Raw genomic sequence first — 21,190 nt, 5'->3', positions numbered from 1 at the left:
TGAGCGGTGCGGCGGAATCCGCTGGACTCAAGGCCGCGGCCTCGGCGTCGCCCGAGGACCACGGCTGTGTCGTCGGTCTCATGGCGCAACCGATCGGGAAGGAGCCCGCCCGGACGATCGATGCGGCACTCGACCGGCTCCACGAGAACGGGTGGAGCGGTGAGGAGCGATCGCATCCGGGGGGCATCCCTCAGGTTCGCCTGACGCGCCAGGGCTGGACACTCCTGATCCGGGACTACTCGCAACCCTCCGACGCGGTACGCGACATCACGGGTCTTGTCGCTCTCAAGGCCACCAGGGACGACTGTGGGGCCACTTCGGAGCCGCACCGGTCACCGCGTTCGCCACGGTGACCGGCCCCGGCCCGCGGCCCGGGAGGCGTGTGCGGCCCGAACGGCCCGTCACCGCACCGCGATGAACGCCTCCGCGCTCCGTCCCGGCCGCTCCTTCGGCGGCGCCGCGGGGCGGCCGACGGCGACGGCTCCCATCGGGTCCCAGTCCTCCGGCAGGTCCAGCACCTCGCGCACCACGTCGCGGCAGAACATCGTGGAGGACACCCACGCCGACCCCAACTGCTCGCCGGCCAGCGCCACCAGGAAGTTCTCCACGGCCGCGCCCATGGCGACCACGAACATCTCGCGCTCCGCCGCCGACCGCCGCGGGTCCGGGTAGTCGTGCGCCCCGTCCGCGACCAGGCAGGGCACCACCAGGTACGGCGCCTTGCGCAGGACGTCGCCGCGGCGCACCCGCTTGGCGATGGACTCCTCGCTGCGGCCGTCGCGGCGCAGGTCCGCGATCCACGCGTCGCGCATGGCGTCCAGCAGCCGGACCCGTGCCGGTTCCGACTCCAGCAGCACGAAGCGCCACGGCGTCGTGTGGTGCGGCGCCGGAGCGGTGACCGCGAGGGCGACGGCGCGCCGTACGGCCGCCCCGTCGACGGGCTCGTCGGTGAACTCGCGGATCGTGCGCCGCAGGGAGACCGCCTCGCGGACGGCCTCCGAAGTGCCCAGCCGGAACATGTCGTTGGCGGCGACCCGGACGAGGGCGCGGCCGCCTTCGCCGTCCTCCTCCGAGGGCAGCAACAGGCGGTCCAGACCCCGTACGAGGGCGACGGGCGCCCCGGTGGACTTGCCCTTCACCAGGTCACCGGCCGCGGCGAGCTCGTCGGCCAGGGCTGTGACCGTGACCGCCAGTTCGTTGCCGTGGGAGTCGGTGGCGCCCCGCAGGTCGTCCAGCACGCGCAGCCCGGCCGCGCCGATCGCCACGTCGGTCAGGCCCTCGCGCCAGGGCCGCCCGAAGGTGTCGGTGACGACCACGCCGACGTTGACGCCGAGCGCGTCCCGCAGCCCCGCCCGGATGGCGCGGGCGGAGGCGTCCGGGTCCTCGGGCAGCAGCAGCACGGTGCCGGGGGCCGTGTTGGAGGCGTCCACGCCGGCCGCGGCCATGACGAAGCCGTGCCGGGTCTCCACGATCCGGGTCGGCCCGCGCCGTGCGACGAGCCGCACCGTCTCGGCGTCGATCGCGGCCTCGCGGTCGGTGGCGCGCACCACGCGCCCCTCCGCCTTGCTGACGATCTTCGAGGTGACGACGAGGACGTCGCCGTCGGCCAGTTCCGGCGTGCTCGCCGCGATGAGCTTGGCCAGGTCGGCGCCGGGCTCGACCTCGGGCATGCCCGTGACGGCCCACACGCGGTAGGAGGCGATCACGCCCGCACCTCCCCGGCCAGCGTCAGCGCCTCGCGGGCCATCGCGGCCGTCGCGTCCAGGTCCGTCATCATCAGCGGCACGGCCCGGCACCGGATGCCGGCGGCCTCGACCTCGTCCACCGCCCCGGCGTCGACGGTGTCGACCAGCCAGCCGTCCAGGAGGCCGGAGCCGTAGTGCGCGGCGACCGCCGCGGCCGTGGACTCCACGCCGACCGCCGCCAGCACCTTGTCCGCCATGCCCCGCACCGGCGCGTTCCCGACGATGGGGGAGAGGCCCACCACCGGCACGCCCGCCTCGGCGATGGCCTCGCGGATGCCGGGGACGGCCAGGATCGTCCCGACCGACACCACCGGGTTGGACGGCGGGAAGAGGATGACGTCCGCCTCGCCGATCGCCTCCAGCACGCCGGGCGCGGGCTTGGCGCCCTCCGCGCCGACCGGCAGCACCGCGTACGCCGGGACGGAGGCCCGCAGCCGCACCCAGTACTCCTGGAAGTGGACCGCCTTGCGCCCGCCACCGGGGCCCGCGTCCGGGTCGTCGACGACGACGTGCGTCTCGATCCGGTCGTCGGTCATCGGGATCAGCCGCACTCCCGGCTTCCAGCGCGCGCACAGCGCCTCGGTGACCGCGCTGAGCGGATAGCCCGCGCCGATCATCTGGGTGCGCACGATGTGGGTCGCGAAGTCGCGGTCGCCGAGGCCGAACCACTCGGGCCCGACGCCGTAGGCGGCCAGTTCCTCCTTGACCGTGAACGTCTCGTCGGCGCGGCCCCAGCCCTGTGCCTCGTGGATCCCGCCACCGAGGGTGTACATGACGGTGTCGAGGTCGGGGCAGACCTTGAGGCCGAACAGGTGGATGTCGTCGCCGGTGTTGCCGATGACGGTGATGTCCGCCTCCGGCGCCGCCGCCTTCAGGCCGCGCAGGAAACGGGCTCCCCCGATGCCGCCGGCCAGTACCACGATTCGCATGCGGACAGTCTGTCAGCCCGCCGCGTCAGCCTGCGAACGTCCCCTCGGTCGCGGGCTCCCCGGAGGTGCAGGCGTACGGGGTCATCTCCGTGAGGCCCGGGAAGTAGACGTGCAGGCTGACCGCGCCTTCGAGGGAGTCGTTGACCACCTCGTGGACGTAGCCGGGGGCGAACACCCGCTGGTGCCCCGGCAGGAGTGAACGGCGGGTCCCGCCGTTGCCGCCGAGGGCGCGCTCGGTCAGTTCGCCCTCGAGGACGGTCAGCACGCCCGAGGAGCCGCCGTGGTCGTGCAGCCCGCTGCCCTGCCCCGGCACCCAGCTGAGCAGCCAGACCTCGTAGCCGGGTCCGGTCTCCAGGCGGTCGTACCAGCGCGTGGTGGCGTCGTAGCGGACGCGCGGCGCCCAGCGGCCGCGGTCGGCCGCGATCCTGCGGGCCAGCCCGGCGAATTCCGCGACGGTGGCGGGGTGGGCGGGAGCGGGCGGGAGGAGGTGGGGGATGGCGAGGGGGTCGCCGGCGATCGAGACGTCGCTGTTCATGGGTGCGGGAGTTCCTACGGGAAGTGAGGAGCGTCAGGCATGCGCATGAGGCTGTGCGGGCTGGGAAGAGTCCTTCAGCGGCAACAGCTGGAACAGCGACAGTGAGCTTCCACGGCGCGACGGAACTCGCCGAGGCGGCGGGTCCGGGCAGGCGCGTGGGTCACTGACATGCGCCCTAGCACACCGGGTCCTCGGCGGCCTGTCAACTTGATGTCGGGTTTGTCGTAAATCTTTCACCTGATCCGGCTATTCGACATGGCGAAAGGTTTGTGCGCCGAAGACCCAGGAAAAGTGCCGACGCAACCACACGGCTACGCAGGAACGTCTCCTCGTGAAACGTCGTTGTGTTTTCGTGATCGCATCGTGATCGCCGCCCCCAGGGGGCGTCGACCGTGGTTGACGTATGCGGACGTTTGGGCTGATTTGAACACTTTCTGTCAGGCCTTGGTTCCGCAGGGTGAATAACGGGCCCAATAGCAGATCTCGGCTTGACTGGCCCGTATCGGCACACTTGTAATTTCACTCGTGTCGTTCGACCGTCGCAGGTAACGGCAACATCACGGGGACGCGAAAACAGACGAGGGGCGCGCATGACCGAGCTGTTCCAGCTGTTGCTGGCCGAAGAGGCCGACGAAGAGCTCGGGTGGCAGGAGCGCGCGCTGTGCGCGCAGACCGATCCCGAGTCCTTCTTCCCCGAGAAGGGCGGCTCCACCCGCGAGGCCAAGAAGGTCTGCCTCGCCTGCGAGGTCCGTTCCGACTGCCTCGACTACGCCCTCGCCAACGACGAGCGCTTCGGCATCTGGGGCGGCCTGTCCGAGCGCGAGCGCCGGCGACTGAAGAAGGGCGTCGTCTAGAGCCCTCCCCGGGCTCCCGCCCGGCACATCGGGGTTCGTACGTATATGTGCCCCGGACCCGGAAGGGCCGGCTCCCGCAACCGTTAGTGTGGGGGCCCGTCCGAGACGCCCAAGGCGTCGTCCGAAGTCCAGCGAACCGGGGCCCGAACCTCGATGTCCGTGAACAGTTCAGCCGGGACTCAATACGCCGCCCAGGCACCGGAGTTCCCGCGCCACGTCGTCACCGCCGTGCTCGTCGCCCACGACGGTGCCCGCTGGCTGCCCAACGCGCTCTCGGGTTTGGTCTCCCAGGACCGCCCGGTCCAGGACGTCATCGCCGCCGACACCGGCAGCGCCGACGACTCCGCCCGCCTGCTCGCCGAGAGCCTCGGCGACCACCGCGTCCTGCACCTCGCCCGGCGCAGTGGCTTCGGCGCCGCCGTCGACGAGTGCGTGCGCGCCGCCGAGCCCCTGACCGTGGAGCAACTGCCCTACCTGGGGCGGCCCAGCAGCTGGGACCCGGTCTCCCGCACCTGGAACGACGACGCCTACGACGAGCCCGAGGAGCCGCACGGCGAACCCGTGCAGTGGCTGTGGCTCCTGCACGACGACTGCGAGCCCGCCCCGGACGCCCTCCTCAACCTCCTGAGGGTCGCGGACGCCTCGCCGTCCGCCGCGATCATCGGCCCAAAGCTGCGCAGCTGGTACGACCGGCGCCAGCTGCTGGAGGTCGGCGTCTCCATCGCCCGCAGCGGCCGCCGCTGGACCGGCCTGGAGCGCCGCGAGCAGGACCAGGGCCAGCACGACCAGGTCCGCCAGGTGCTCTCGGTCTCCAGCGCGGGCATGCTGGTGCGCCGCGACGTGTGGGAGGACCTCGGCGGGTTCGACCGCCGGCTGCCGCTCATGCGCGACGACGTCGACTTCTGCTGGCGCGCCCAGTCCGCCGGCCACACCGTCCTCGTCGCCCCCGACGCCGTCCTGCGGCACGCCGAGGCGGCCTCCCGCGAGCGCCGTCCCGTCGACTGCGCCGGCCGCTCCGTCGTCAACCCGCACCGCGTCGACAAGGCGGGCGCCGTCTACACGCTGCTGGCCAACACCCGTGGCGCCCTCCTCCCGTACGTCTTCGCGCGCATCGTGCTCGGCACGGTGCTGCGCACCCTCGCCTACCTCGTCGGCAAGGTCCCCGGACAGGCCGTCGACGAGATCACCGGCCTGCTGTCGGTCCTGCTGCGCCCCGGCCGCCTCCTCGGCGCCCGCCACCGGCGTTCCCGGCCCGCCGTCCCGGCCTCCGAACTGCGGACGCTCTTCCCGCCGCCCGGCGCGACCGTACGGGCCACCGTCGAGCAGGTCGTCAGCAACGTCTCCGGCCGCGCGGCCGCCGACGCCTCCTCCGCCGGACGCCACGGCGGGCTGGACTCCGGGCCCAGCGGCGGCGACGACGACGGCGAGTACCTGGAGGTCGAGCAGTTCGCGCTGCTGAAGCGCGTCGCGCGGCAACCCGCCCCGATGCTCTTCGCCGTCCTGCTGCTCTTCTCCCTCATCGCCTGCCGCGCGCTCCTCGGCGGCGGCGCCCTGTCCGGCGGCGCACTGCTGCCCGCCCCCGCCGACGCCTCCGACCTGTGGGGCTCCTACCTCGGCGCCTGGCACGCCCTGGGCGCCGGCAGCACCGAGACCGCGCCGCCCTACCTGGCGATCGTGGCCACCCTGGCGAGCGCCCTGCTCGGCAGCACCGGCCTCGCCCTGACCGTGCTCCTCGTCGCCTCGGTGCCGCTCGCGGGCCTCAGCGCCTACTTCGTGTCGCGGCCGCTGGTCGAGTCCCGGCTGCTGCGCGCCTGGGGCGCCGTCGCGTACGCCTTCCTGCCCGCCGCCACCGGCGCCCTCGCCGGCGGCCGGCTCGGCACCGCCGTCCTGGCCATCCTGCTGCCGCTCATGGCCCGCGCCGCCGTCTCCGCGGCGGGCCTGCGGATGTCCGCCGACGCCGTCGAGCGGGGGCTGCGGCCCGGCTGGCGCGCCGCCTGGGCCGTCGCGCTGCTGCTGACGATCACCACCGCGTTCACCCCCATCACCTGGCTCGTCACCCTGGTGCTCGCCGGCGTCGCCATCGCCACGCGCGTCGTGCGCGGGCAGGGCCGGCTCCTCGTCCCGCTGGCCATGCGCGCCGTGGCCGTCCTCGGCGCCCCCGTGGTGGTGCTCGCGCCCTGGTCGATCGGGCTGCTCACGCACCCCAAGCGCTTCCTGGACGAGGCCGGTCTGCCGTTCGGCGCCAAGTCCGCCACCGCCACCGACCTCCTCCTGATCAACCCCGGCGGCCCCGGCGCCGCCGGCGGCTACCTGCTCGCGGGCATCGTCCTCGCCGCGCTGGCCGCACTGGTGCGCGGCGAGCGCCGCTCGGCCATCGTCACCGCCTGGGCGGGCGCCCTGACCGGCCTGGTCTTCGCCGTCCTCGCCAACAGCACCTCCTGGGCCGGCCCCGCCACGCTGGTGTACGGCCTCGCCCTGCTCGCCGCCGCCGCGGTGGGCGCCGAGGGTGCCAAGGAACGGCTCGCCGCCTCCGGCTTCGGCTGGCGCCAGCCCGTCGCCGCGCTCGTCGCCCTGGCCGCCGTGCTCGCCCCGCTGTCCGCCGCCGTCGGCTGGATGGCCGGCGGCGCCGACGGCCCGCTGGAGCGCCGCGACCCGACCCAGGTGCCCGCCTTCGTCGCCGAGGAGAGCACCACCCGCGACCAGGCCCGCACCCTCGTCCTTTCGGGCACGCCCGCCCACGTCTCGTACGCCCTGGTCCGGGGCGCCGGCGCCCGCCTCGGCGACGCCGAGATCGCCGCCGCGGCCGGCAGCGACGCCCGGCTCGCCAAGATCGTCGGAAATCTCGTGGCCGGCTCCGGCGCCGACCAGGCCAGCCAGCTCGGCGGCTACGCCGTGCGCTACGTCCTCGTCCAGAGCGGCGCCCCGCGCGAGATGAGCCGCACCCTCGACAGCACCCCGGGCCTGTCCCGGCTCAGCCAGGCCGACGGCAGCGCCCTGTGGCGGGTGGACGACGACGTCGCCCGCATCACGATCGTCGAGCCCTCCGGCAGCGGCGACGACAACGGCTCCGGCGACGCCGAAGACACCGGCTCCGGTGAGGACGCCGACGCCCCCGCCGCCGTCGTCACCGTCGCCTCCGGCAAGGTGGAGGCCCACACCACCGTCCCGGCCGGCGCCGACGGCCGCGTCCTGCGCATCGCCGACCGCGCCGCCCCCGGCTGGACCGCCACCCTCGACGGCAAGGAGCTCACCGCCACCACCGTCGACGGCTGGGCCCAGGGCTTCCGGCTCCCCAGCAGCGGCGGCCGGCTCGACCTCGTCTACGACGACCCGTTCACGCACACCGTGTGGGTGTGGGTCCAGGGCTTCCTCGGCCTGGTGCTCGTGGTCATGGCCCTGCCGGGCCGGCGCCGCGAGGTCGACGACGACCTGCCCGACGCGGAGGCCGCGCCCGTGGCCGCAGCCGCAGCCGCGGCCGCCGGCATCCCGGCGCAGGGCGGCGGCGACGGCCGTCGCGCCCGCCGGCTGCGCGCCGCCGCCGAGGCCGAGGGGGAGGCGGACGACGCCCCCGCGGAGCCCGAGGCCGCCGGGCCCGCGCACCAGGAGCAGGCCGAGTACGCGCAGTACGCCGAGTACGACCCCTACGCCGCCGGCCCCCAGCAGGACGACCCGTACGGCCAGGAGCAGTGGGCCGCGGAGTACACCAGCACCTACGGCTACGAGCAGCCCGCCCAGCCGCAGGAGCAGGTCTACGACCCGTACGGCTACGGCCAGGAGTCCCAGCAGCCCGGCTACGACCGGCAGGGCTACGAGCAGCAGTCGCAGCAGCCGCAGCAGCCGCAGGGGTACGAGGAGCAGCCCCGGCAGCAGGGCTACGACGCTTCGTACGCCCCCTACGGCACCTACGACACGGACGCTTACGACACGGACGGCTACCGCCGCGACGGGAGCAACCAGCAGTGAACCGCAGCACCCTCTCCCTGATCGGCGTGACCGCCGCCCTGGCCGCGGTCGCCGGCGTCGCCACCGTCTCCGGCGCGGGCACCCCGGACGCGGCGCCCGCCGTGAGCGCGGCGCGGCTGCCCGTCGAGCGGTCCACGCTGGCCTGCCCGGCCCCGTCGGACTCGGACTTCGCCACGACCACGTACACCGCCTTCACGCCCAAGGGCGACTCCGCCGGCTCGGGCGGCGCCGCCGCCCTGCTGGCCGCCGCCGACCAGGACGGCAAGGCCGAGGCCAAGCGCAAGCCGGTCGCACCGCTGAAGGAGGCCGGCCAGCCGGTCACCGCGGTCACCGAGGCCTCCGACGCCCCCGCGCTCATCGGAACCGCCGACGGGGCGCTCGCCCCCGGCTGGACCGTGCAGCAGACCACGGTCGTCGACGCGGGCCCGGCCCGGGCGGTGCTGGGCGCCTCCTGTGCCGTGCCGGACAGCGAGTTCTGGTTCCCCGGGGTCAGCACCGGCGCGGGGCGGCAGGACTACGTCCACCTGACCAACCCGGACGACACCTCCGCCGTCATCGACCTCGCGCTCTACGGCGACAAGGGCGAGGTCAAGACCAGCACGACCGACGGCATCACGGTGCCGCCGGGCGCGACCGTACCCGTCCTGCTCTCCACGCTCACCACGGAGAAGTCCGACGCCCTCACCCTGCACGTCAGTGCCCGCAGCGGCCGGGTCGGCGCCACCGTGGAGGCCGAGGACGCCAAGGCCGGCGGCGACTGGCTGCCCGCCTCCACCGACCCCGCCGCCGAGGCCGTCATGCCCGGCATCCCCGGCGACGCCTCCGATGTGCGCCTGGTGGTCTTCGCGACCGGCGACAGCGACGCCGACCTCAAGCTGCGGCTCGCCTCCTCGGGCGGCGAGATCACCCCCGCCGGGCACGAGACCGTGCACGTCAAGAGCGGCATGACCACCGCCGTCGACCTCGGCGACGTCACCAAGGGCGAGGCCGCCTCGCTGATCCTCAGCCCCACCGACCCCTCCGACGAGGCACCCGTGGTCGCCGCCCTGCGGATCACCCGCGGCAAGGGCGCCGACCAGGAGACCGCCTTCCTGCCCGCCACCGCCCCCATCGGCGACCGCGCCAGCGCCGCCGACAACCGCACCAAGGGCTCGACGCTCGCCCTGACCGCGCCGGAGGGCGACGCCACCGTGCGGGTCGTCACCTCCGCCTCGACCAAGGGCGGCGAAACCGTCACCAAGAACGTCCCGGTCAAGCGCGGCACGACGGTCGTCCTGTCACCGCCCGCCCCCTCCACGGGCAAGGGCTCCTTCGCCGTCACGGTGGAACCCGCCTCGGGCGGCCCCGTCTATGCCTCCCGGATGCTCGCCCTGCCGGAGGGCGGCGTCCCGATGTTCACCATCCAGACCATGCCGGACGACCGGGGTCTGGTCGCCGTGCCGAAGTCGGAAGAGGACCTGTCCATCCTCAACCGCTGACGATCCGCGACCGGCACGGGCCCGCGGGCCCGTGCCGGTACCGGGATCAGCCCTCCCCGTACCGGGGGTCGACGTTCTCCGGTGACAGCCCGAGCAGTTCGGCCACCTGCTCCACGACCACGTCGTGCACCAGCAGGGCCCGTTCGTCGCGGCTCTTGGCCCGGATCTCCACCGGCCGCCGGTACACCACGATGCGGTGCGGGTTGCCCTTCTGCCCGCCGAGGAGTCGCCCCAGCGGCACCCCGTCGTCGAACCGGCCGTCGACCGGGGCGCCGTCGGCGGCGTCCGCCGGCCAGGGCACCTCCTGCACCGCGAACTCCACCTCCGCCAGCTGCGGCCAGCGCCGCTCGAGCCGGTCCGCCGCGTCGCGCACCAGGTCGTCGAAGGCGTCGGCGCGGGTGCGTGCCAGGGGCACCTGTGGGGGCGCGATGGGGCCGCGCATGCCGCGGCCGTGTCGGTCGCGGTGGCGCTGGCGCGGTGCGGGCGAAGGGGTGTCCATCACCTCTGAGAGTAGCCGTCGGGAGCCCTGGTTATGCGGCTCCGTGACCGCTGCCACCACCACGGGGGACGAGGACCGGACATCCCCGTCGATGTCGCAGAATGTACGGTCGCTCGCCCCTGGCGCCCACGTGATTCCCCTGCCCTGACCGCTTCACCGATCGCAATTGGCATCATTTGCAGCGTTTGGTGATCGGTGTCCTCGGAGGGGCACCTGCACATTTCCGGCCCTTTGCAGGTCAGGTGTGGTGACCCCAGGTCGGACCTTCCCGGCCAACCCGGACGACACGACGGGGTGAGCTCCTGGGGAGTCGTCGCGGCCCGCTCAAGAGTGCGGTACCGTCCAACGTCGTGAGCCTTGTACGTCGCTGTTCGCGCACCGCGTGTGGCCGTCCCGCCGTCGCGACGCTGACGTACGTCTACGCGGACTCCACCGCCGTCCTCGGACCGCTCGCCACCTACGCCGAACCCCACTGCTACGACCTGTGCTCGGAGCACTCCGAGCGCCTCACCGCCCCCCGCGGCTGGGAAGTCGTACGGCTCGCCACGGACACCGGCCCCACGCGCCCCAGCGGTGACGACCTCGAAGCGCTCGCCAACGCCGTGCGTGAGGCCGCCCGCCCCCAGGAGCGCGAGGGCAACGGCACCAACGGCCGCGGCGGCGACCCCATGGAGATCGCCCGGCGCGGGCACCTGCGCGTCCTGCGCTCGCCCGACTCCTGAACCGGCACCCCCGCCATACCCCGCCCCGGGTCCGCACGTGCACCCGGGCTCCTCATCGGCGCGTTCGGATCCGCCCGGTAGGTTGGCTCTTGCCACGATCCATCCACCGGCAACCGGATTCCAGAGTGGAGCACATGCGGTGACCGACCTCTCCCAGCTCGTGAAGGCGTACGACGTCCGCGGAGTCGTCCCCGACCAATGGGGCGAGCCGCTCGCCGAACTCTTCGGCGCGGCCTTCGTCACCGTGACCGGTGCCGACGCGATCGTGACGGGCCACGACATGCGGCCCTCCTCGCCCGGCCTGTCCCGGGCCTTCGCCCGCGGCGCGGCCTCGCGCGGCGCCAAGGTCACCGAGATCGGCCTCTGCTCCACCGACCAGCTGTACTTCGCCAGCGGCAAGCTCGACCTGCCCGGCGCGATGTTCACGGCCAGCCACAACCCGGCGCAGTACAACGGCATCAAGATGTGCCGCGCCGGCGCCGCCCCCGTCGGACAGAACACCGGCCTCGCCGAGATCCGCGAACTGGTCGAGCAGTGGTCCGAGACCGGCCTCCCGGCGAGCGACGCCACCCCCGGCGAGGTCACCCAGCGGGACATGCTCGCCGACTACGCCGCCCACCTGCGCACCCTGGTCGACCTGAGCTCCATCCGGCACCTCAAGGTCGTCGTCGACGCCGGCAACGGCATGGGCGGGCACACCGTCCCCACCGTCTTCGACGGGCTGCCCCTCGACCTCGTCCCGATGTACTTCGAGCTCGACGGCACCTTCCCCAACCACGAGGCCAACCCCCTCGACCCCAAGAACATCGTCGACCTGCAGGAGAAGGTGCGCGAGACCGGCGCCGACATCGGCATCGCCTTCGACGGCGACGCCGACCGCTGCTTCGTCGTCGACGAGCGCGGCGAGCCCGTCTCCCCGTCCGCGATCACCGCCCTGGTCGCCGCCCGCGAACTGGCCAAGCACCCCGGCTCCACCGTCATCCACAACCTGATCACCTCGTGGACCGTGCCCGAGGTCGTCAAGGAGCACGGCGGGACGCCCGTCCGCACCCGCGTCGGCCACTCCTTCATCAAGCAGGAGATGGCCCGTACCGGCGCCGTCTTCGGCGGCGAGCACTCCGCGCACTACTACTTCCGCGACTTCTGGAACGCCGACACCGGCATGCTCGCCGCGCTCCACGTCCTCGCCGCCCTCGGCGGCCAGGACGGCACGCTGTCCGCGCTCGTCGCCGAGTACGACCGCTACGCCGCCTCCGGCGAGATCAACACCGCCGTCGACGACCAGGCCGGCCGCACCGCCGCCGTCCGCGCGGCCTACGCCGACCGCCCGGGCACCGGCCTCGACGAGCTCGACGGCCTCACGGTCACCGGCGACGGCTGGTGGTTCAACCTGCGCCCCTCCAACACCGAGCCGCTGCTGCGCCTCAACGTGGAGGCGCGCGACACCGAGCTCATGGCCGGCGTCCGCGACGAGGTCCTCGCCATCGTCCGCGCCTGACGGCCGCCCCGCCGGAGGAGGCACCGCACCGCACCGCCTCCTCCGGCGGGGGACCGGGGCCCCGACACGGTCACGCGGCCCCGGCCGCCCGGCGATAGGCTGAATCGGCCGGTCCGGACGCGTACGCCCGCACACGGCGGACACCCGGAAACCACGACCACGACACGACCACACGGGAGAAGCCACCCATGCCGCTCGTCGAAGCCAGCCTCCTGGAGATCCTCGCCTGCCCCGCCTGCCACGCGCCGCTGCGCGAGGACGTCGAGGCCACCGAGCTCACCTGCACCTCCGCCGACTGCGGCCTGGCCTACCCCGTGCGCGACGACATCCCCGTCCTCCTCGTCGACGAGGCCCGCCGCCCCGCCTGACGCGACCCGGCCGCCCGGCACCGCACCCCCGCCCGGCAGCGCGCGCCGTACGCACCACCGGCGCCGGCACGGGCACCCGCACCGCACGGCGCCCCGCGACACCCGACACAACCGGACCGGACCGGAGGTCACCCCCGATGCTGGACGAGACGCTGCTCGACGACCCCGACGCCCTCGCCCGCGCCGACACCCGCGGCCTCCTCCTCGGCGTTGCCGCCGCAGGCGCCCGCGTCCGCACCGCCGCCCGCCTCGCCCAGGAGGCAGGCGTCGGCGAACTCAAGCCCGACGGCCGCCCCCGCAGCGTCCTGGTCGCCGGCCCCGGCGCGGTCGCCGTCGCCGCCGTCGCCGAACTGCTGGCCGCCCTCGGCAACGGCAGCGGGCCCGTACTGCCCCTGCACCCCACCGGCCCCGCCCCGTACGACCTGCGGTGGGCCCTCCCCGGCTGGGCCGGCCCGCTGGACCTGCTGCTCATCGCCAGCCCCGCAGGCACCGAGGCGGGCCTGGCCGACCTCATCGAGCAGGCCTACCGCCGCGGCTGCACCGCCGCCGCCGTCGTCCCCGCCGGCTCACCCATCGCCGAGGCGATCCAGCAGGTGCGGGGCATGGTCCTGCCGTACGCCCCCGCGCCCGACCCGGCGTCCGTCGCGGGGGTCCTCGGCGAGGCCGCCGACCCCGCCGAGGACCTCGGCGCCTTCTGGGCGCTGCTCACCCCGCTGCTTGCCCTCGGCGACCGCATCGGCCTGCTCGCCGCCCCGCCCGACGCCATCGAGCGCGTCGCCGACCGCCTCGACGAGGTCGCCGCCCGCTGCGGCCCCGCCACCGCCACCTACAGCAACCCCGCCAAGGCACTCGCCTCCGAACTCGCCGAATCCCTGCCGGTGATGTGGAGCGAGGGACCGGTCGCCTCCGTCGCCGCCCGGCGCTTCGCCGCGGCCATCGCCGCCCGCGCCGGACGCCCCGCCCTGCACGGCGAACTCCCCGAGGCACTCGACACCCACGGCGCGCTGCTCGCCGGCTCCCTGGCCGGCGCCCTTGACCCCGAGGACTTCTTCCGCGACCGCGTCGACGAGCCCGAGGACCTGCGCCTGCGCGTCGTGCTCCTGCACCGCCCCGGCAACGCCGCATCGAGCTCCGCCCCGCTCGCCCGCGAGCTCGCCACCACCCACGACACCCCGCTGAGCGAGCTCGCCCCCGCAGAGGGAGGCGACCTGGAATCCGCCGTCGAACTCCTCGCCGTCACGGATTTCGCCTCCGTTTACCTTGCCATCACTTCCACCGGGAGATCATGACCGCATGGACCGCCTGACCAACACCATCCGCCCGTACGCCTGGGGTTCCACCAGCGCGATCCCCGAACTGCTCGGCACCACCCCCACGGGCGAGCCGCAGGCCGAACTGTGGATGGGCGCCCACCCCGGCGCCCCCTCCCGCATCGACCGCGGCAACGGTCCGGTCCCGCTCGACCAGGTCATCGCCGCCGACCCGGACGGTGAACTCGGCGCCCCCGCCGTCGAACGCTTCGGTCCCCGGCTGCCGTTCCTGCTCAAGCTCCTCGCCGCCGGCTCCCCCCTCTCCCTGCAGGTGCACCCCGACCTCGCCCAGGCCGCCGCCGGCTTCGCCGACGAGGAGGCCCGCGGCGTCCCCGTCGACGCCCCGCACCGCAACTACAAGGACGCCAACCACAAGCCGGAGATGATCGTCGCGCTCACCCCCTTCGAGGGACTGTGCGGCTTCCGCCACCCCGAGGAGACCGCGGCCCTCCTCTCCGCCCTCGGCGTCGACTCCCTCAAGCCGTACGTCGACCTGCTGCGCGCCCACCCCGAGGAGGCCGCCCTCCGCGAGGTCCTCACCGCCGTGCTCGGAGCCGAACACGACGCCATGGCCGGCACCGTGGACGAAGCCGCCGAAGCCGCCGGCCGGCTCGCCACCGAGGGCGGACCGAACGCCGACGCCTACGCCGCCTACGCAGCCATCGCCCACGCCTACCCCGGCGACCCCGGCGTCATCGCCGCCATGCTGCTCAACCACGTCCGGCTCCAGCCCGGCGAGGCGCTCTTCCTCGGCGCCGGCATACCGCACGCCTACCTCAGCGGCCTCGGCGTCGAGATCATGGCCAACTCCGACAACGTCCTGCGCTGCGGACTCACCCCCAAGCACGTCGACATCCCCGAACTGCTGCGCATCGTCCGCTTCCACGCGGGTGACGCCGGTGTCCTGCGCCCCGAGGCGTCCCCCGACGGCGAGGAGCTCTACGGCACCCCCATCGACGAGTTCCGGCTCTCCCGGTACTCGCTCGCCGCCGGCGCCGCCCCCCGCACCCCCCACGACCGCACCGCCCAGATCCTGCTCTGCACCGAGGGCACCGCCACCCTGCGCACACCCGCCGACCCGGCGGCCCTGGAACTCACCCTCGGCCGCGGCCAGTCCGCCTACGTTCCCGCAGGCGAACAGGTCGAACTCACCGGCGAGGGGACCGTCTTCCGGGCCACCGTGGTGGCCTGACGCACCACGCGAAGCACGGCCTGCAAGAATGTCCCGCCGTAACGCCGTAAAGACCGGGCAAAGACCAGGGCCGACGGAAGGGACCACCAGCACCTATGAGCGCGTCAGGCGGAACCAAGGCGATCGTCGCCGCATTGGGCGCCAACCTCGCCATCGCGGTGAGCAAGTTCGTGGCGTTCGCCTTCAGCGGCTCCTCGTCCATGCTCGCCGAAGGCGTGCACTCGGTGGCCGACTCGGGCAACCAGGCGCTGCTCCTGCTCGGCGGCAAGAAGGCCCAGAAGAAGGCCACCGAGGAACACCCCTTCGGCTACGGCCGTGAGCGGTACATCTACGGCTTCCTCGTCTCCATCGTGCTGTTCACCATCGGTGGCGTCTTCGCCCTCTACGAGGGCTACGAGAAGGTCCAGCACCCCCACGAGATCGAGCACTGGTACTGGCCCATCGGCGTCCTGATCTTCGCGATCGTCGCCGAGGGCTTCTCCTTCCGCACAGCCATCAAGGAATCCAACGTGGTGCGCGGCAAGCAGACCTGGAGCCAGTTCATCCGCACCGCCAAGGCCCCCGAGCTCCCCGTCGTCCTCCTCGAGGACTTCGGCGCGCTCGTCGGCCTCGTGCTCGCCCTCGGCGGCGTCGGCCTGTCCCTGCTCACCGGCGACGGCATCTGGGACGGCATCGGCACCCTCTGCATCGGCGTCCTCCTCGTCGCCATCGCGCTCGTCCTCGCCTCCGAGACCAAGTCGCTGCTCCTCGGCGAGGCCGCCGGACCCGAGGTCGTCGCCCGCATCCGCGCGGCCATCGTCGACGGCGACACCGTCACCCGCCTGATCCACATGCGCACGCTCCACCTCGGCCCCGACGAGCTCCTCGTCGCCGCCAAGATCGCCGTCGAGCACGACGACACCGCCACCGAGGTCGCCCGTGCCATCGACGCCGCCGAGGCCCGCATCCGCGAGGCCGAGCCCATCGCCCGCGTCATCTACCTCGAACCGGACATCTACCGCGAGCAGTCGGCCGCCCCCACTGCCCCCACGGCGGACTGACCCCCTCCACACGACCTCCACGCACCTTCCGGACGCGCCCGGCCACTCGGTGTAGATTCGTCCCTAGCCAGACGTCGCTGCTGATGGCGGTCGGGCGGTCCGGACACGGACCGGCCGAGGGAGAGAGGGCCTCCGACGGGCTGAGCTGCGGTCGAGGGAGACGTATGTCCGCATGCCTCCCCCCGCCCCGCAGCGGAAAGCCGATGTCCGTTCTGGAAGCACCCCACGAGGAGACTGCATGTCCCCCGTCACCAACGACTTCAAGGTCGCCGACCTCTCCCTGGCCGCCTTCGGCCGCAAGGAGATCACCCTCGCCGAGCACGAGATGCCCGGCCTGATGGCCATCCGCGAGGAGTTCGCCTCCTCCCAGCCGCTGGCCGGCGCCCGCATCACCGGCTCCCTGCACATGACCGTGCAGACCGCGGTCCTCATCGAGACCCTCGCCGCCCTCGGCGCCCAGGTCCGCTGGGCCTCCTGCAACATCTTCTCCACGCAGGACCACGCCGCCGCGGCCATCGCCGTCGGCCCGAACGGCACCCCCGAGAACCCGCAGGGCATCCCCGTCTTCGCCTGGAAGGGCGAGACCCTCGCCGAGTACTGGTGGTGCACCGAGCAGGCCCTCACCTGGCCCGACTCGCCCACCGGCGGCCCGAACATGATCCTCGACGACGGCGGCGACGCCACCTTGCTGGTCCACAAGGGTGTGGAGTTCGAGAAGGCCGGCCAGGCCCCCGACCCCTCCACCGCCGACAGCGAGGAGTACGAGCAGATCCTGCTGCTCCTCAACCGCACCCTCGGCGAGAACCCCCAGAAGTGGACCCAGCTCTCCTCCGAGATCCGCGGCGTCACCGAGGAGACCACCACCGGCGTCCACCGCCTGTACGAGATGCAGCGCGACGGCACCCTGCTGTTCCCCGCGATCAACGTCAACGACGCCGTCACCAAGTCGAAGTTCGACAACAAGTACGGCTGCCGCCACTCCCTCATCGACGGCATCAACCGCGCCACCGACGTCCTCATCGGCGGCAAGGTCGCCGTCGTCTGCGGCTACGGCGACGTCGGCAAGGGCTGCGCCGAGTCGCTGCGCGGCCAGGGCGCCCGCGTCATCATCACCGAGATCGACCCCATCAACGCCCTCCAGGCCGCGATGGACGGCTACCAGGTCACCACGCTCGAGGACGTCGTCGAGACCGCCGACATCTTCGTCACCACCACCGGCAACCGCGACATCATCCTCGCCGAGCACATGCAGCGCATGAAGCACCAGGCGATCGTCGGCAACATCGGCCACTTCGACAACGAGATCGACATGGCCGGCCTCGCCAAGATCCCCGGCATCGTCAAGGACGAGGTCAAGCCCCAGGTCCACACCTGGACCTTCTCCGACGGCAAGGTCCTGATCGTGCTGTCCGAGGGCCGCCTGCTCAACCTGGGCAACGCCACCGGCCACCCCTCGTTCGTGATGTCCAACTCCTTCTCGGACCAGACCCTGGCCCAGATCGAGCTGTTCACCAAGCCCGAGGAGTACCCGATCGGCGTCTACGTCCTGCCCAAGCACCTCGACGAGAAGGTCGCCCGGCTCCACCTCGACGCCCTCGGCGTCAAGCTCACCACCCTGCGCCCCGAGCAGGCCGCCTACATCGGCGTCCCGGTCGAGGGCCCCTACAAGCCGGACCACTACCGCTACTGACGCCGCCCGGGCCGCCCGCACGACAGCGCGCCACCGGCCCCGACGGCACCTCAGGAACCACCCCGCAGGCCCCCGCCCCCGGCGGGGGCCTGCCCCGTCGGGCCCCCGCCCGCTTTGTAAGGTCGAACCATGCCCCGCGGCCGCTACTCGTTCCACGACACCCACGACCACACCCCCCTCGGCGAAGAACACTTCCACTGCGCCACCGGCCCCGCCGGCTGGCGCTACACCGCACAGAAGACCCACCCCGACGGCGGCCACGCCGGCTCCGTCGACCTCACCATCGATGAACTCGGCCGCCCCATCCGCCTGGAACTGCACGCCGCGAGCTGGCAGGTCCGCGGCGCCGCCCTCGACGGCCTCACCTGGGTCCGTACCGACCCCTCCGGCGAACACGCTCAGGAGGGCAACGTCCCCGCCCACGCCTTCACCGGCGCGTCACCCGCGTTCTACGTCGCCACCGCGCGGCTGCTCCGCCTGCGGCCCGGCTCCCCGGCCACCCGCGTACGCCTCGTCGCATTCCAACCCCCCGTGCTCGCACCCCGCACCCTCGACCAGTCGTGGGCCCTGATCACGAGCGAAGCACACACCACCGACAACGACCCCCTGCTCGTGGACGAATACCAGGTCAACGACCTGGAGACCGGTGAACAGCACACCGTCCACATCGCCGGCGACGTCGTCCTCTCCGCCCCGGGCATCGAACTCGAGGACCTCGAGTCACCCCCGTCCCGGTTCCCGACGGACTGACCCCGCCGACGCAGCGGCGACCCCTCACGCCGGAGGCGCGAAGCCCGTCGACGAGGACGAGGAGGAGGGCGACGTCGAGGACGAAGGCACCGGCGCCTGAGGGGCCTGCCCCCCGCGCCCCGGCGGCACCGCGTCCCCCCGTACTCCGCCGTCCGTACCGGGCGCCACCCAGCCCCCCGCAGGCGGCACCGGCGCCCAGCCCTTCCCCGGCTCCGCGACCCCGAAGCCCCCCGGCTCGGCGACCCCGTCGGCCGGAGCACCGACCGGAGCCCCGAAGACCCGGCGCGCGTCCCGCGCCTGCCGCTCCGCCACCACAGCCGCAAGGAACCCCGCCGGCGGCGTCCCCTCCGGCACCGTGGCCCCCGTGCACGCCACGACGTCCCCCGCGAGCCGTTCCGCCATCGACCAACCCACCCGCGGATCCAGCTGATGCATCCGCGACAGGTACTGCCGCACCGCCAGCCACAGCCCCTCCGGCACCGCCGACAGGTCGACCCCCGCCAACTGCCCCGCCAGCCACGGCGGCGCGGGTGGCATCGGCCGCGGCGACCGCGGCACCGGAATCCGTTCCCGCACCACCAGCGTCCCCGCGAAGACGTCCCCGATCCGCCGACCGCGCGCCGACACCAGCGAGGCGATGCAGGCGATCACCCCGAGGAACATCTGGATCTCGACCACCCCGACCGCCCCGCGCACCAGCGCGTGCCGGAACCGGATCGGCCCCCCGTCGTCCCGCACCACCCGCAACCCGCAGGCCAGCTTCCCCAGCGACCGCCCCCGGGTCAGCGTCTCCACCGCGATCGGCACCCCGAACAGCACCAGCACCAGCGAGGTCACGTACACCGCTGCCACCGCCGCCCCGTCCATTGACGCCGTCGCCACCATCAGCACGATCGACACGACCAGATAACCGCCGAAGTACACGACGCCGTCCAGCGCCGCCGCCAGCGCCCGGCTCGGCAGCTTCGCCGGGTGCAACCCCAGTTCGACCGCCTCACCCGTCACCAGCCGGCCGGCACCGCCCGCCGCGCTCGCCTCACCCATGCGGGAACCCTCCTCCTGCCCACCCCGGACCCGGAGCGACCAGTTTGCCCCGTCTGCCAAGCTGGGACCTCCCCGGCCAGCCAGGAGCAGCGCCCATGGACCTCGACGTCTTCGCAGCCGCCCACCGCCACGAGTGGGACCGGCTCGACACGCTGCTGCGCCGGCGTCGGCGCCTGTCCGGGGAGGAAGCCGACGAACTCGTCACCCTCTACCAACGCGCCGCCACCCATCTGTCCCTCGTCCAGTCCAGCGCCCCCGACCCCGCACTCGTCGGACGGCTCACCACGCTCGTCGCTCGCGCGCGCAGCGCCGTCACCGGCGCCCGCACCCCCGGTTGGCGCGACGCGGTCCTCTTCTTCACCCGCGCCTTCCCTGCCGCGATGTACCGCTCGCGCCACTGGTGGGTCCCCACCGCGCTCGTCTCCACCGCGGTCGCCGCCCTCATCGGCTGGTGGGTCGCCACCCACCCCGAGGTCCAGTCCGCCATCGCCGCACCCGACGAACTGCGCGCCCTGACCCGCCCCGGCGGCGAGTACGAGGCGTACTACTCCAGCCACCCCGCCGCCTCCTTCGCGGCCCAGGTCTGGACGAACAACGCCATGGCCGCCGGCTACTGCCTGGTCCTCGGCGTCTTCCTCGGGCTCCCCGTCCTCTACGTACTGTTCGAGAACATGCTCAACCTGGGTCTCGGGCTCGGCCTCATGGGCTCCGCGGGCCGCCTCGACACCTTCCTCGGGCTGCTCCTCCCGCACGGCCTCCTCGAACTGACCGCCGTCTTCGTCGCCGCCGGCACAGGACTCCGCCTCGGCTGGACCGTCGTCGACCCCGGCCCGCGCCCCCGCCGTACGGCCCTCGCCGAAGAAGGCCGGGCCGCCATCGGCATGGCCATCGGCCTCGGCGCGGTCCTCTTCGTCTCCGGCGCCCTCGAAGCCTTCGTCACCCCCTCCGGCCTGCCCACCTGGGCTCGCATCGGCATCGGCGTCACCGCCGAGCTGCTCTTCCTCGTCTACGTCTTCGTCATCGGGCGCCGCGCGGCCCTCGCCGGCGAGACGGGCGACCTGGAACGGGGGGACCGCAGCGACGTCCTGCCCACCGCGGCGTGACCCGGACGGCCGACGCCGACGATGTGCATCCGGCGTTGCTGACCTGCTAGTCTCCTCTTCGCCCCAAGACACCTGTTGACACGGGTGGCACGGGGAGGTAGATTTGAGCAGTTGCCTCGAACTGGACATGTTCGAGGGCCAGCGGCTAGAATCTAGCCCGCTTCGAAAGACTATCGATCGCATCGCACCTCTCAGAAAGAACTTTCTGAGTGGTCTTTCGTGTCGCTATTCATAGAGGCAAAATCCCGGCGGTAATCGGACACGAAAGAGTCTGATAAAGTCGGAGACGTCGAAAGGCGAAAGCCGGAAGACAAACCCCGCTCCAATAGGGGGCCGGAAACGAAGAGCGGAAACGCGAAACGGATCTGGTAAGGTTGGAGACAACGAAGGGAAAGCCCGGAGGGGCCGGTGAAACGGTCTCGAAGGAAGCTTCCGTTCCTTGAGAACTCAACAGCGTGCCAAAAGTCAAC

At 73.1% G+C, this 21,190-nt stretch carries 17 protein-coding genes; 12 read left to right on the top strand and 5 right to left on the bottom strand.

Features of this window, described 5'->3' with window-relative positions; translation table 11 throughout:
* Window positions 1-401: 401 nt before the first annotated feature.
* Genes ACFYYN_RS20440 through ACFYYN_RS20430 form a run of 3 tightly spaced genes read right to left on the bottom strand, consistent with a single transcriptional unit; the run spans window position 402 to window position 3,209 of the window.
* A complete protein-coding gene (locus ACFYYN_RS20440) occupies window positions 402-1,670 on the bottom strand; it encodes a coenzyme F420-0:L-glutamate ligase (protein ID WP_500547098.1) in 1,269 nt (422 codons plus the stop codon).
* A gap of 32 nt (window positions 1,671-1,702) precedes the next feature.
* Complete coding sequence (gene cofD / locus ACFYYN_RS20435) at window positions 1,703-2,674, bottom strand: 2-phospho-L-lactate transferase (RefSeq protein WP_500328617.1); 972 nt, start codon at window positions 2,672-2,674, stop codon at window positions 1,703-1,705.
* Between the two features lie 25 nt (window positions 2,675-2,699).
* Window positions 2,700-3,209 (bottom strand): cysteine dioxygenase, encoded by a 510-nt coding sequence (locus tag ACFYYN_RS20430; protein ID WP_500546965.1) that lies wholly within the window; start codon window positions 3,207-3,209, stop codon window positions 2,700-2,702.
* A 590-nt stretch (window positions 3,210-3,799) separates the two neighbouring features.
* On the opposite strand from ACFYYN_RS20430, the gene ACFYYN_RS20425 reads away from it, so the two are divergent.
* The 3 genes from ACFYYN_RS20425 to ACFYYN_RS20415 all read left to right on the top strand — a co-directional run bounded on the left by ACFYYN_RS20425 (window position 3,800) and on the right by ACFYYN_RS20415 (window position 9,504).
* Window positions 3,800-4,063 (top strand): WhiB family transcriptional regulator, encoded by a 264-nt coding sequence (locus ACFYYN_RS20425; protein WP_018559705.1) that lies wholly within the window; start codon window positions 3,800-3,802, stop codon window positions 4,061-4,063.
* A gap of 153 nt (window positions 4,064-4,216) precedes the next feature.
* On the top strand, window positions 4,217-8,026 hold the full coding sequence (locus ACFYYN_RS20420) for a glycosyltransferase (RefSeq protein ID WP_500546964.1): 3,810 nt from the start codon (window positions 4,217-4,219) through the stop codon (window positions 8,024-8,026).
* Window positions 8,023-9,504, top strand: coding sequence for a DUF5719 family protein (locus ACFYYN_RS20415; protein ID WP_500546963.1), 1,482 nt, complete (start codon window positions 8,023-8,025; stop codon window positions 9,502-9,504). Before ACFYYN_RS20420 ends, ACFYYN_RS20415 begins: the two co-directional genes overlap by 4 nt.
* Window positions 9,505-9,550: 46 nt before the next feature.
* Here the strand turns inward: ACFYYN_RS20415 and ACFYYN_RS20410 are convergent, their stop codons facing one another.
* Complete coding sequence (locus tag ACFYYN_RS20410; RefSeq protein ID WP_500546962.1) at window positions 9,551-10,003, bottom strand: metallopeptidase family protein; 453 nt, start codon at window positions 10,001-10,003, stop codon at window positions 9,551-9,553.
* A gap of 302 nt (window positions 10,004-10,305) precedes the next feature.
* Here ACFYYN_RS20410 and ACFYYN_RS20405 point away from each other — a divergent pair, with 302 nt between their 5' ends.
* From ACFYYN_RS20405 to ACFYYN_RS20370, 8 genes are all read left to right on the top strand, one after another.
* Window positions 10,306-10,725, top strand: coding sequence for a DUF3499 domain-containing protein (locus ACFYYN_RS20405; protein ID WP_078619945.1), 420 nt, complete (start codon window positions 10,306-10,308; stop codon window positions 10,723-10,725).
* Between the two features lie 139 nt (window positions 10,726-10,864).
* Complete coding sequence (locus ACFYYN_RS20400) at window positions 10,865-12,223, top strand: phosphomannomutase/phosphoglucomutase (protein WP_500360454.1); 1,359 nt, start codon at window positions 10,865-10,867, stop codon at window positions 12,221-12,223.
* Between the two features lie 188 nt (window positions 12,224-12,411).
* A complete protein-coding gene (locus ACFYYN_RS20395; RefSeq protein ID WP_431967699.1) occupies window positions 12,412-12,591 on the top strand; it encodes a Trm112 family protein in 180 nt (59 codons plus the stop codon).
* Window positions 12,592-12,728: 137 nt separating this feature from the next.
* Window positions 12,729-13,880 (top strand): SIS domain-containing protein, encoded by a 1,152-nt coding sequence (locus tag ACFYYN_RS20390; protein WP_500546961.1) that lies wholly within the window; start codon window positions 12,729-12,731, stop codon window positions 13,878-13,880.
* Window positions 13,881-13,884: 4 nt separating this feature from the next.
* Window positions 13,885-15,093, top strand: coding sequence for a mannose-6-phosphate isomerase, class I (gene manA, locus ACFYYN_RS20385; RefSeq protein WP_500546960.1), 1,209 nt, complete (start codon window positions 13,885-13,887; stop codon window positions 15,091-15,093).
* Between the two features lie 95 nt (window positions 15,094-15,188).
* The gene (locus tag ACFYYN_RS20380) at window positions 15,189-16,133 is read left to right on the top strand and encodes a cation diffusion facilitator family transporter (RefSeq protein WP_500546959.1); all 945 of its coding nucleotides are present in this window, start codon (window positions 15,189-15,191) and stop codon (window positions 16,131-16,133) included.
* A gap of 238 nt (window positions 16,134-16,371) precedes the next feature.
* Window positions 16,372-17,823 (top strand): adenosylhomocysteinase, encoded by a 1,452-nt coding sequence (ahcY, locus tag ACFYYN_RS20375; protein ID WP_500546958.1) that lies wholly within the window; start codon window positions 16,372-16,374, stop codon window positions 17,821-17,823.
* A 129-nt stretch (window positions 17,824-17,952) separates the two neighbouring features.
* Window positions 17,953-18,573, top strand: a complete 621-nt coding sequence (locus ACFYYN_RS20370) for a hypothetical protein (protein WP_500546957.1) — start codon at window positions 17,953-17,955, stop codon at window positions 18,571-18,573.
* Window positions 18,574-18,597: 24 nt separating this feature from the next.
* On the opposite strand, the gene ACFYYN_RS20365 is transcribed toward ACFYYN_RS20370, so the two are convergent.
* Window positions 18,598-19,617 carry an RDD family protein gene (locus ACFYYN_RS20365; RefSeq protein ID WP_500546956.1) on the bottom strand — a complete coding sequence of 340 codons (1,020 nt, stop codon included), beginning with the start codon at window positions 19,615-19,617 and terminating at the stop codon, window positions 18,598-18,600.
* Window positions 19,618-19,712: 95 nt separating this feature from the next.
* Between ACFYYN_RS20365 and ACFYYN_RS20360 the strand changes: the two genes are divergently transcribed.
* Window positions 19,713-20,720, top strand: coding sequence for a stage II sporulation protein M (locus tag ACFYYN_RS20360; RefSeq protein WP_500546955.1), 1,008 nt, complete (start codon window positions 19,713-19,715; stop codon window positions 20,718-20,720).
* Window positions 20,721-21,190: the final 470 nt, after the last annotated feature.

It is taken from the genome of Streptomyces sp. NPDC001902 (assembly GCF_042891295.1).
Classification (GTDB): Bacteria; Actinomycetota; Actinomycetes; order Streptomycetales; family Streptomycetaceae; genus Actinacidiphila.
Note: the sequence above shows the minus strand (reverse complement) of the source record. Positions and strands in the feature narration are given on the sequence as shown.